At 62.1% G+C, this 11,612-nt stretch carries 11 protein-coding genes; 3 read left to right on the top strand and 8 right to left on the bottom strand.

Going from position 1 to position 11,612, the window contains the following annotated elements:
- Window positions 1–10 precede the first annotated feature (10 nt).
- Window positions 11–811 (top strand): SDR family NAD(P)-dependent oxidoreductase, encoded by an 801-nt coding sequence (locus NGR_RS07590; RefSeq protein ID WP_015887666.1) that lies wholly within the window; start codon window positions 11–13, stop codon window positions 809–811.
- Complete coding sequence (locus NGR_RS07595; protein WP_015887667.1) at window positions 808–1,743, top strand: MBL fold metallo-hydrolase; 936 nt, start codon at window positions 808–810, stop codon at window positions 1,741–1,743. Before NGR_RS07590 ends, NGR_RS07595 begins: the two co-directional genes overlap by 4 nt.
- Before the next feature lie 278 nt (window positions 1,744–2,021).
- Here NGR_RS07595 and NGR_RS07600 read toward each other — a convergent pair whose 3' ends face one another.
- Complete coding sequence (locus NGR_RS07600; protein WP_015887668.1) at window positions 2,022–3,224, bottom strand: MFS transporter; 1,203 nt, start codon at window positions 3,222–3,224, stop codon at window positions 2,022–2,024.
- Between the two features lie 107 nt (window positions 3,225–3,331).
- Between NGR_RS07600 and NGR_RS07605 the strand changes: the two genes are divergently transcribed.
- Window positions 3,332–4,225, top strand: coding sequence for a LysR family transcriptional regulator (locus tag NGR_RS07605; RefSeq protein ID WP_015887669.1), 894 nt, complete (start codon window positions 3,332–3,334; stop codon window positions 4,223–4,225).
- 92 nt (window positions 4,226–4,317) lie between these two features.
- Here the strand turns inward: NGR_RS07605 and NGR_RS07610 are convergent, their stop codons facing one another.
- The 7 genes from NGR_RS07610 to NGR_RS07640 form a co-directional block, all read right to left on the bottom strand.
- Window positions 4,318–5,148 carry an alpha/beta fold hydrolase gene (locus NGR_RS07610; protein WP_015887670.1) on the bottom strand — a complete coding sequence of 277 codons (831 nt, stop codon included), beginning with the start codon at window positions 5,146–5,148 and terminating at the stop codon, window positions 4,318–4,320.
- A gap of 236 nt (window positions 5,149–5,384) precedes the next feature.
- Window positions 5,385–6,998 carry an MFS transporter gene (locus NGR_RS07615; RefSeq protein ID WP_015887671.1) on the bottom strand — a complete coding sequence of 538 codons (1,614 nt, stop codon included), beginning with the start codon at window positions 6,996–6,998 and terminating at the stop codon, window positions 5,385–5,387.
- Window positions 6,995–7,438, bottom strand: a complete 444-nt coding sequence (locus NGR_RS07620) for a DoxX family protein (protein WP_015887672.1) — start codon at window positions 7,436–7,438, stop codon at window positions 6,995–6,997. Before NGR_RS07620 ends, NGR_RS07615 begins: the two co-directional genes overlap by 4 nt.
- Window positions 7,439–7,449: 11 nt before the next feature.
- A complete protein-coding gene (locus tag NGR_RS07625; RefSeq protein WP_015887673.1) occupies window positions 7,450–9,435 on the bottom strand; it encodes an amidohydrolase in 1,986 nt (661 codons plus the stop codon).
- Window positions 9,435–9,725: a XapX domain-containing protein gene (locus NGR_RS07630; RefSeq protein ID WP_015887674.1), complete on the bottom strand. Its 291-nt coding sequence runs from the start codon at window positions 9,723–9,725 to the stop codon at window positions 9,435–9,437. The genes NGR_RS07625 and NGR_RS07630 overlap by 1 nt, the downstream gene beginning before the upstream one ends.
- An 87-nt stretch (window positions 9,726–9,812) precedes the next feature.
- Window positions 9,813–10,463: a hydrolase gene (locus NGR_RS07635; RefSeq protein WP_026617514.1), complete on the bottom strand. Its 651-nt coding sequence runs from the start codon at window positions 10,461–10,463 to the stop codon at window positions 9,813–9,815.
- Window positions 10,464–10,705: 242 nt separating this feature from the next.
- The gene (locus tag NGR_RS07640) at window positions 10,706–11,611 is read right to left on the bottom strand and encodes an AraC family transcriptional regulator (RefSeq protein ID WP_015887676.1); all 906 of its coding nucleotides are present in this window, start codon (window positions 11,609–11,611) and stop codon (window positions 10,706–10,708) included.
- Between the last annotated feature and the right edge of the window lies 1 nt (window position 11,612).

The raw sequence follows: 11,612 nt of genomic DNA on the forward strand, positions 1-11,612 counted from the left end.
GGAAAGCAAAATGACCCAAGGAACAGCACTTATCACCGGAGCCTCATCCGGCATCGGCGCGGTTTACGCCGAACGTCTGGCTCGCCGGGGTCACGATCTCATTCTCGTCGCCCGTGACCTCGACCGCCTGAAATCACTAGCCAACCGTCTGTCGGGCGATCACGGTGTGGTCGTCACGCCCCTGATTGCAGACCTCACCAGCGCGGCTGATCTGGAACGGGTTGTCGCGAAGCTTCGGGAAGACGCCGAGATATCCCTGCTTGTGAACTGTGCCGGCATCGGCCCGAACGGCCCTTTGCTGGGATCGGATCCCAACGGTCTCGGCAAGATGGTCCAACTCAATGTCGACGTTTTGCATTACTTGACCGCGGCGGCGGCGAAGCTCTTTGCGGCGCGCCGACGAGGAGGAATCATAAACATAGCCTCGGCTGTGGCATTGATACCTGAGCGCTTCAACGCGACCTATGTTGCGACAAAGGCGTTTGTTCTTGCTCTCACGCAGGCGTTATCCGCAGAACTCGAGCCGCACGGCGTCCGAATGCAAGCCGTGCTTCCGGGCTTCACGCGCACCGAGATATTCGACAGAGCCGGCATCGACATCAGCGTGATCCCTACGGAGATGATGATGGATGCGGGGGAGATGGTGGACGCGGCCCTGGCTGGCTTCGATCGTGGCGAGGTGGTGACGATCCCCTCGCTCGCCGACAGCGAACTCTGGGAGCAGCATGAAAGGACAAGACGCGACCTCGGACCGCACCTCTCACTGAAGCATGCGGCTGCACGCTATCGGCCGAGAGGAGAGACAAGATGAGCGATCCAAGAGCAGTGCTTCTCACGCGTCGCGATCTACTCTCAGTCACCGCCGCGGCGACTGCGGCCGCAATGCTGCCGCCAGCCGTGTACGCGTCCGATTTCCATCGGTTCAAGCACGGGGCGTTCGACATCACCGTCGTCAGTGACGGCTTCATTACACTGTCGGCCGAAATACTCCTGCCGGACGCCACGCCCGAGGAGCGGCAGGTGATAATGCCGAGGCTTGGCGGTGACGCGCAAGGCGCACCTGTGCAGGCCAATATTCCACTCATCCGCCATGGAGACGATCTGATGCTGGTCGACAACGGCTCTGGAACGAACTTCCAGGCCAGCGCTGGGAAATTGGCCGCGAACCTCAAGACCCTCGGTATTGAACCGGAGGACATAACGAAGGTCGTCTTCACCCATGCCCATCCCGATCACTCGGGCGCGACGACCACCTCCGACGGCAAGGTTCTCTATCCCAATGCGGAGTATTTCGTCAGCGAGGCAGAATGGAGCTTCTGGACCGACAAGGCGTTCGAGACGCACACGCCGACCGCCCTGCACGACTTCGCGCGCGGCGCGCAACGGGACCTGTTCGCGGTCAAGGACAGGCTGACCCTCGTGAAACCGGGTCAGGAGATCGTGCCTGGAATGCAGGTCGTGGATACGCCGGGGCACACACCGGGCCATGTCTCCATCGAGCTGGCGGGCGATGGCAACCTGCTGGTCACCGGAGACGCATGCACCAATGACGTCATCTTCTTCGCACACTCGGATTGGCACTTCGGCTTCGACACGACTCCCGAGACCGCGCTCAAGAGCAGGAAGAGGCTCCTGGATCGCGCGGCGTCCGAGAAGATCAAGATGCTCGGCTATCACTGGAGCTATCCGGGCGTTGGATACGCGGAGCGTAAGGACAACGCCTATCGTTTTGTGAGAGCGTGAGACAGATGCTCTCACGCAGTTGCGCTTCGCTTGGTACGAAACAGATCAGTGGAGCCGTGAAAGGCTGCGACCTCTGAGAAACGCGAATTCTCGACCCGTTAGGGACATTCGGAACAGATGCAGGCATGGCTCGATTCAGCTCATTGCAGCCAATCGATTCATCGCAAAAACAAGCCTCCTGCCGCGGTGTTTCCAAACGGACGCTCGCCTGTATCCACACCGGAGTACTGGGTCGAAATTGTGGCGCATCGACTGCAGGTCTTCAAGCAAGCCTGCAGTCAGGGGAAACAGTGTGCAACACGGTCGCTCCGGCGGAGCATGGTGCCGAGCGCGACCGAAGCGAGAGCGAAACCGAGCAGGCTGACGCCGCTCCAGGCGCCGAAACTCCACACAGCGACGGCGAGCGCCGATCCGGCCGTGCCACCCAGAAACATGCTCGTCATGAAGATGGTGTTGATGCGGCTGCGGGCCTGCGCATCGAGCGCGTAGATAATGTGCTGATTGGAGATCAAGGCGACCTGGATACCAACGTCGAGGACGACGACGCCGATGAGAATTCCCGGTATCGAAGCCCAGAAGCCGAGCACTCCCCACGCGACCAGTGTTAACACCGCCCCCAGCCCAACGACCGAATGAGGGCCACGCCGGTCGGCTATCCTCCCAGCCAAGGGCGCGGCAAGTACACCGACGGCACCAACAATGCCGAACAAGCCGGCGACATCCGCGCCGAGATTGAACTGTGGCGTTGCGAGGTAAAGGGCGAGGATGGTCCAGAAGGCGGTGAAGGATGCAAAATGCGTCGCCTGCACGATCGAAGCGGTCCGCAAATAAGGATGCCGCCGCCATAGCTCGAGGAGCGACCGAAGCGCCGCGGGGTAGGACAGGCGAGAAACCGGGCTGAGGTCCGGCAGAGCCATATACATCATGGCCGCGCCGACCAGCGCGAGGGGCGCGCTCACCCAGAACATGTCGCGCCAGCTCAAATGCTCACCGACGAAGCCGGACACAGTGCGGCTGAGCAGGATGCCGGAAAGGACGCCGGCCATGACCGTGCCAATTGCCACACCGCGCCGCTCGGGCGAGGCAAGCGCCGCAGCCATGGGGACGATCTGCTGGGCAACGGTGGCACTTGCCCCGAGCAGTATCGAGGCAGCGACGAGGAGAGCGGCAGTCGGTGCGACAGCCGCCAGGACGGAAGCCGCCGCCAAAGCGAAGAACTGTCCGATGATCAGCCGCCGGCGCTGAACAATATCCCCGAGCGGCAAGAGCAGAAAAAGCCCCAACGCATAGCCGAGCTGGGTGGCTGTGGGAACGACGGCGGTCGCGGATTGGCCCGAGAACTCGGCTTCGATCAGGCCGAGGATCGGCTGATTGTAATAGATGTTCGCGACGGCAATGCCGCTGGCAACGGCCATGGCGTAGAGGCGAAGGCGGCCGAGTTCGGATCGAGAGCCGAGGCACTTTTCATTGAATAGGTTCATTGATTGATGATCTTTCCCGCTGATGAAAACTGTGCCGACCCTAATTTTTTATCGCAGGATGTGTTAGATACCGGCAGCGTCATTTTGGAATATCGAAAACTGATATAATGAACATTGATGAGGTTGTCGTTTTTGCTGCAGCGGCCCGTGCCGGAAGCCTTTCCGAGGCTGCCCGCCGCCTAGGCCTTACACCGATGATCGCCACCCGGCGGCTCGCGTCGCTTGAGCGTTCGCTTGGCGTGAGGCTCATGCACCGCACGACGAGATCGATGTCGCTCACGCCCGAAGGAGAGAGTTTCCTTCCTTATGCTCAGGCTCTGGTCGAAACGGAGCAGCAAGCGCTCGCCCTGCTGCGCGGCGAGGACAAGGGCGCGGCCGGGCTCCTGCGCGTCTCGGCCCCGGTGGCCTTTTCGATCAAGGTGATCGCTCCGCTTGTCCCCCCTCTTCTGAACACCAATCCGGAGCTCAGGATGTCGCTCGACATGACCGACAGCATGCCCGACCTGGTGTCCTCAGGGACGGACCTCGCCATCCGAATTGCGCGACTGAAGGACAGCAGCCTCATCGCCAAGAAGCTGGCGGACAACCCGCGCTCACTTGTCGCCTCGCCAGCCTATCTTGAGAAACACGGCAGGCCGCGTAGTGCCGGCGAGCTTGCGCACCACGATTGTCTGCCTCTCTACGGAGTGACGCACTGGACATTCCTCCGTGCCGGGCTCGAAGCCTCGTTGCGTCTGCAGAGCCGTTTTTCGTCGACGAGCATCGAAGGCTGCCATGCGGCCTGCCTTGCGGGCGCAGGAATAGCGCTGCTGTCGGATTGGAATGTTGCCGACGATCTCGCGTGCGGACGGTTGGCGCGTGTCGCCCTGGACGACGCAGAGCCCGAAACGCTCGCAATTTGGGCCGTTTATCCAACGAGCAGGCTCGTTCCCCCCAAGGTTCGCATCTTCATCGACGCGCTTGTGAGCGCACTTGCGGCGATCAAAGGATCGAGTACTTGATCCCCTTGAATCGGCAGCAACGCGCGCGGTCGCGAATGCCGGGCAGCGCTGCTCGCGAGCCGGCGGCGCTGGTCGCCGCCGGCTCGCGTTGCTTAGGACTTGATGAACGCGAGCAGATCAGGATTGATGACATCGGCATGGGTCGTCAGCATGCCATGCGAGTAACCCTGATAGACTTTGAGCGTGCCGTTCTTCAGGAGCTTCACCGCGAGACGCGCCGAACTGTCGATCGGCACGATCTGATCGTCGTCCCCATGCATGACCAGCGTCGGCACCTCGACCTTCTTGAGATCCTCGGTGAAATCCGTTTCGGAAAAGGCCTTGATGCCGTCGTAATGGGCCTTGGCGCTACCCATCATGCCCTGCCGCCACCAATTCTGGATCACGCCGTTCGAGATCTTCGCATCGGGGCGGTTAAATCCGTAAAAGGGACCGCTCGGCAGGTCGATGAAGAACTGGGCGCGGTTGGCCGCGAGCTGAGAGCGGAGACCGTCGAACACGTCCATCGGCAGTCCGCCGGGATAAGCTTCCGTCTTCAGCATGATCGGCGGAACGGCGCCGACCATCACCAGCTTGGCGACGCGGCCGGCACCGTGGCGAGCGACATAAGCGAGTGCCTCGCCGCCGCCCGTGGAGTGGCCGATATGAATGGCGTCGCGGAGATCGAGCTCAGTCGCTAGCGCAGCGACATCTGCTGCGTAATGGGCGATGTCGTGGCCGTCGCTGACCTGAGTCGAGCGGCCGTGGCCGCGCCGGTCATGGGCGAGGACGCGATAGCCCTTGCTCAGGAAGTAGAGCATCTGCGCGTCCCAGTCGTCCGAGGAAAGCGGCCAGCCGTGGTGGAACACGATTGGCTGGCCCGAACCCCAATCCTTGTAGAAGATCTCGACGCCGTCTTCCGTCTTGATGAAGTTCTGGGTCATGGGAACCGTTCCTTTGCTTTGGGTTAACATGGGAAGTTGCCGCCGCGAACCGCCTGCACCCTGGGCACGGCAGATGCGTGAGAAGGTAGCGTCGTCCGAGAGGCAGGGCCGCCGAAGCCAGCCCTCCGCCCCCTCGCGGCCGCACCTCGAAGCCTAACGACGCCTCCGGACAAAGTCTTGTCGGTTTCCGTTGTGTTTTGGATAAAGGCGCCCGCGTCGCGTGCGAATGCTCGCACTCAGTTGCGACCGAGATGGGGTCGATTTATCGACAGCAGATGGTTGACCACGGGCGCCTCTGGACCCCTGTGGAAACGACGGACTTGCTGCTGTACGTCGGCATCGGCCTTCGAGATGCGCCGGTGCTGGCGAAGGTGCTCAGCCCAGGATTCGACCATGAACCACTCGACGATTCTCTGCGGATCGGCGGCGTCCTCGGTGACGCCCCAGCCATAAGCGCCATCGCGGCGACGCTCCCCGGAGAGCTTGGCGAGCGCCTTCAGAAAATCGCTCCGGTCGCTTTCGTCCACCCGGTATTCGATCGTGACGAGCACGGGACCGCGATCGCGCTCGACGGGGGCAGCGGTGAGAGGTTCCGGCCAGTGGTTCGATGCCACCAGGTCCGCGTCGCCCTTCGGCAGCTTGACGAGGTGAAAGACGAGCCCGGCCACGGCAAGTCCAACGGCGCCGAGAACAAGGGTCGTCGGAACGCCGGCGATCTCTGCGACGGCACCCCAGGCGAGGCTCCCGGCGGTCATCGCCCCGTTGAACACCGTGAGATAGACAGCGAGTGAACGTCCCCGAACCCAGTTCGGCAGGATCGATTGTGCGGTCCCGTTCAGTGTGGTCAGCGCAGTGATCCAGGCGGCTCCCAAGGCAAGCAGAGCCAGAATGGCGATCCATCGAGCCGGCGCGAAGGACAGCCCGCCCATCACGGCCGCCGTGACGAGCGCGGAGCCGAGCAACAGTGTGTCCGCATCGAGCTTTGCTCGAAGTTTCGGCATCACCAGCGCACCGGCGATGGCGCCGGCGCCGACAGCGCCGAGCAAGATGCCATAGAAGCCGGCGTCGCCGCCGAGAAGATTGCGGGCGACCAGGGGCAGAAGCGCCCAGACCGAACTCGAGAAAGCAAAGAATGCGGCCGCCCGGAAAAGCACGACATGCAGTTCGCGGCTCGCCCTCGCATAGCGCAGACCGGCGCGGAATGCTCCGAAGAAGCGTTCGGACAAGCCGTCGTCGACATCAGGCACGCGCCTCCACCAGATGAGGGCGGCGATGACGAAAACGTAGCTGATCACGTCAACGCCATAGGTAAAAGCTGCGCCGAACCAGGCAAGCAGCAGGCCGCCGACTGCCGGGCCGATCGCTCGGGAGATGTTGATGCCGAGCGAGTTGAGCGCTACGGCACCTTTGAGATCCTGCTTTGGGACCAGTTCGGGAACGATGGCCTGCCAGGTCGGCGCCATCAGCGCCGCTCCGATACCCCCGACGAAGGTGAGTGCGATCAGGGACGTGATGGTCTGCAACCCCGTCGCAGACAGCAACATGAGGCAGATGCTGGCTCCGGCCAGCAGAAGCTGGATGATGATCAGGAACTTGCGGCGGTCGAGAATATCCGACAGTACACCTGCAGGGATCGCGAGGAGGAAGATCGGGAGCGTCCCCGCGGCCTGCACCGCCGCGACGGCGGCTGGTGCGTTCGAGAAGTCGGTAACAAGCCATGAGCTTGCGACATCGCGGATGAAGCTGCCGGTGTTACCAACAATCGTTGCCATCCAGAGAATGGCAAAGGTCTTCTGGCGAAGCGGCGCGAAGCCGCCGCCAGCCGCCGGGGCTGCAGACAGAGAGCTCATGAAGTCCGTCCCTTTCCGAGCAAGCCATGTTCTCGCAGGTCGTGCCATACGACCAGAGCGAACGCGCCAACGAGTCCGACATGTTCGAAGAAGCCGTTCATAGCCATTGATCGCTCCATGCCAGCCGGCAATTCCCAGAAACGAAGCGCGATGAAGGTCGCGGCGAATGTGAAGACGGCAAGTGCGGTCGCCGCTGCCCAGCGGTAGATGCCGACGAGGATGAGCGCCGACATGGATAGCTCGAAGACGATCACGCCGATGGCAAAAAACGGCGCCGGGTGCAGCCCGAAATGGTCCATTTCGGCGATCGCTCCGGCGAAGTCGAAGATCTTCACGAGCGACCCTTGAATATAAGCCGAGCAGAGGGCGAGCAGGGCCAGAAAATGGAGTGCCGGCGTGCGGGACGTCCTTGGAGCCTCAAAGAATCGAATACTTGTCATCTTCCGCTCCGTTACACGGCCCAGCACGAGCAGCCGAGCGCGCCGAAGAAACCTTTCAGATCGGCGATCGGCAGGCGTGACGTCCAGGCCGCAGCATGGTCGTGAGCATGCATGCCGCAACTGCTGGAGCAGCCGCAGGAGGCGATGGCGGTTCTTCTGAGCGAATGTCGGCCAGCTCCCTCCGGCTCGCCCCACGCGGCATAGCCGCCACAGGTTCTGACCGGCGACCAGTCGGGCATCGCCGGCGGCAACGGATTCTGGTCGAGACTGGCGAAATCGTTCGCCGCATAGACGATCTTCCCGCCGACCATCGTAAGGTCGGAGGTCAGGAACGAGATCTCGTCCTCGGTGCAGGCGAAATAGTCCTTGCTGGGAACGATCAGATCGGCGAGCTGGCCCTTCTCGATACGCCCCTTCCTGCCTTCCTCGTTGGAGAACCATTGCACCTTTTCCGTCCACATGCGCAGAGCCGTTTCGCGGTCGAGGCAGTTGGCGCGCGGATAGAGCTGCATGCCGCCCACCGTCTTGCCGGTCACCAGCCAGGAAAGCGAGACCCAGGGGTTGTAGGACGCAACTCGCGTAGCATCGGTGCCTGCGGAGACATTCACGCCCTTCTCGAGCATGCGCGCGACTGGCGGCGTCGCCTCGGCGACGCCATGACCGTAGCGCTCGACGAAATATTCGCCCTGATAGGCCATGCGGTGCTGCACGGCGATGCCGCCGCCGAGTGCTGCGATCCGGTCGATGGATTGGTCGGAGATCGTCTCCGCATGGTCGAAGAACCAGTTGATGCCGGAGAGCGGGATGTCCTGGTTCACCTTCTCGAAGACGTCGAGGGCACGGCTGATCGTCTCGTCATAGGTAGCGTGCAGGCGCCAGGGCCAGCGGTTCTCGGCGAGGATCCGCACGACTTCCTCGAGCTCGCCTTCCATTTCCTGCGGCAAGTCGGGTCGTGGCTCGCGGAAGTCCTCGAAGTCCGCGGCCGAGAAGACCAGCATCTCTCCGGCGCCGTTGTGGCGGAAGAAATCGTCGCCCTGCTTGTATTTGACCGAGGACGTCCATTTGAGGAAATCCTCCTTTTCCTCTTTCGGCTTCTGCGTGAAGAGGTTATAGGCGAGTCTGACGGTCATCTGCCCCTCATCCGCGAGCTTCTGGATGACGGCGTAGTCGTCCGGGTAATTCTGAAAGCCGCCGCCCGCATCGATGACGCTGGTGACGCCGAGGCGATTGAGCTCGCGCATGAAGTGGCGGGTCGAATTGACCTGGTACTGGAAGGGGAGCTTCGGCCCCTTGGCAAGGGTCGAATAGAGAATGCCCGCATTTGGTTTGGCGAGCAGGAGACCGGTGGGATTGCCCTCGGCATCGCGAGTGATCTCGCCGCCCGGAGGGTTCGGGGTGTCCTTGGTAAAGCCGACAGCGCGAAGTGCGGCGGCATTGAGCAGCGCCCGGTCGTAAAGATGCAGCAGGAACACGGGCGTATCGGGGGCGATCGCGTTGATCTCATCGATCGTCGGCAGCCGCTTTTCGGCGAACTGGTGCTCGGTGAAGCCGCCGACGACGCGCACCCATTGTGGCGGCGGCGTGATCGCGACCTGCCGCTTCAGCATGTCCATCGCGTCGGCGAGCGAGCGCACGCCGTCCCAGCGCAGCTCCATATTGAAGTTCAGCCCGCCACGAACGACGTGGGTGTGGTTGTCGTTGAGACCAGGCAGCACGCGCTTGCCTTTGAGGTCGACGACCTTGGTATCGGGCCTGGCAAGAGCCATGATCTCATGATCATGCCCAACCGCGAGGAACTTGCCGTCCTTGATGGCGACGGCGGTGGCGTTCGGATTCGTGCGGTCGAGCGTTGTCAGCAAACCATTGTGCAGGATCAGATCGGCGCTCATTGGCTTGTCTCCTGAAGTCGAAGCGGAATTGGCGGCGCGCGCCGGTGAAAACAGGTTCGGGAGCGCCAGCGCGGACGCCGCCCCGAGAAAACCGCGGCGGGTCGGCATTAGCCGATCCTCCGTGTCGGTGCCCGGTCGGAGGCACCAGCATGATCATGATCTGCCCCGGTCGGCAGTTCCCCGAAGACGTGCGGGATGCAGCGGCTGCCGACCCAGGAAACGGTGAGCGGATTGCCTGACATTAGGCGCTTGACGAGAGGCACCGCCTGTTCGCCGACGAGGATCCCCAGGAGCCCCACCAGCGCGATCACCGGCGGAGCCGGCGAGCGAACGTTGAGCAGGCTGTAGATGACACCGACGAGGAGCCCGGCCCCGAGCGAGAGGAGATACATCTTCATCGTCAATTCCTTTGTTCCGCTTGCGGTCGCTGCTCCGACCGCAAGCGTGCGGCCGGAGCGATGCTCTACGGATGAGCCCAGTGGATGTCAGTGGCCTTCGGAAGCGCCGAACATGGTCTTGGCGTAGATGATGCCGAGGCCATAGGCGCCACCAAACTTCTTGGCGATGCCGGTGGTCATGTCGTAGGTCTCGGTGCGGGCCCAGTCGCGCTGCAGCTCGAGCATATACTGGAGTGAGGTCATCGGCCGAACGCCGGCCTGCACCATGCGGTCCATCGCGCGCTCGTGCGCCTCGTCGGACACGTCGCCACAGGCGTCGGCGATCACGTAGACCTCGAAGCCTTGATCGAGAGCTGACAGGGTCGGACCAACAATGCAGACCGATGTCCAAAGCCCGCAGAACACGAGGCGCTTCTTGCCGATGCGGTTGACTTCTTCGATTACCGCGGCGTCTTCCCAGGTGTTCATGGAGGTGCGGTCGAGAAGCGGCTGTCCGGGGAAGGCATCGGTGATCTCGGCGAACATGGGCCCGGAGAAGCTCTTTTCCGCAACCGTCGTCAGGATCGTGGGGACCTTGAAACCGGCAGCCGCGTTGGCGACCAGGGCCGCATTGTTGCGCAGTTGCACAGCGTCGATCGACTTTGTCGCAAACGACATTTGCGATTGGAAGTCGATCATGATCAGCGCGTGATCCTTGGGCGAGACGAGGAGGTTGCCGGGGGTCGGTGTTGCGTTCAGCGTCATGATACTGGCCTCTTTCTGTTGGTTGCCGATGTTCACCACTATGCCGATGATGGGATCGCGATTCTTGTAGCGAACGACGGACTTTTGTATTTTTTAATCGCCGCCGGTTCCGAGGCCGATGCGAGATCAAGAGCCGTAGTTGAGCCACCGAGACACGCTTCAACCGAGCGGCATGGTGCTCTTTGCCCTCCCAGAGGCCCTCGTTGTCCGATCTGCTGTTTGTCGTTGAGCCTTGCTCAGGACTGCCGGCTTCGTCTCCAGGCGCCGGGGGTGGTGCCCATCGCCTGTACAAATGCACGTGTGAAGTGGCTTTGGTCGGAGAAGCCGCAGACGCGGGCGATCTCGCTCAACTGGGCTTGTGAGAACTGCAGCAGATCAACGGCCTTTTCGATGCGCTGTTGCTGCAGCCATCGATGCGGCGTTTTCCCCATGGTTTCGCGGAAGGCACGAAGAAAAGCTGCCTGCGAGAGATTGCAGGCCGAAGCGAGCTGTTCGATGCTCAGTTCACCATTCAACTGGCTCTGGACGAGGTCCCTGATCCTGGCCTGGCAGCGTGCGGAAAGCCGGCGTCCGCTGGCGGCCGCGCCTCCGCAGCCGTTGCCGTACTGCTGAACGACATAAACCCCAATTGCGATCGAGAGCTGGTCAACGAACAAGGCGCTTCTGTTCGCGCTTCCGTCCACTGTCGCAAACAAGGCGCTCAGCATGCCACCGAGCACTGGATCTGCGTGCGCGGCAATCGGGCGCAATTCGCTGACACTTCTCAGGTCCGCCGCGTCGGCGATCCGCTCGAGCGCGTTGTGATTGATTTCAACAAGCATGAAGTCGAATGAACCGCTGAGATCGGCGCGATAGTCATCGGCGAAAGTCCGCAGGTAAACGGCGTTCTGGTCGAAATCATGGACGGTCGAATGATGCTCTTTGAAGATCCGGCGCCTGTGTCCGCCTGCTGCGGAAAGACCAAGCAGATATCCGCGCCCGGTCGCCGGTGTCGTGACCCTGTCCGGCGGCGCCGACGCCGACCGCTTGCGATAGAACGTCATATCGCGGCCCTCGATAGTCCGGTCGTCGTCGAGCCTGTCCATCGAGCAGCCGAGACTGTCATGTCTTTTGGTTGCTGCGATGGAAGCGACGCCCGTCATG

This window comes from Sinorhizobium fredii NGR234 (assembly GCF_000018545.1).
GTDB lineage: Bacteria > Pseudomonadota > Alphaproteobacteria > Rhizobiales > Rhizobiaceae > Sinorhizobium > Sinorhizobium fredii_A.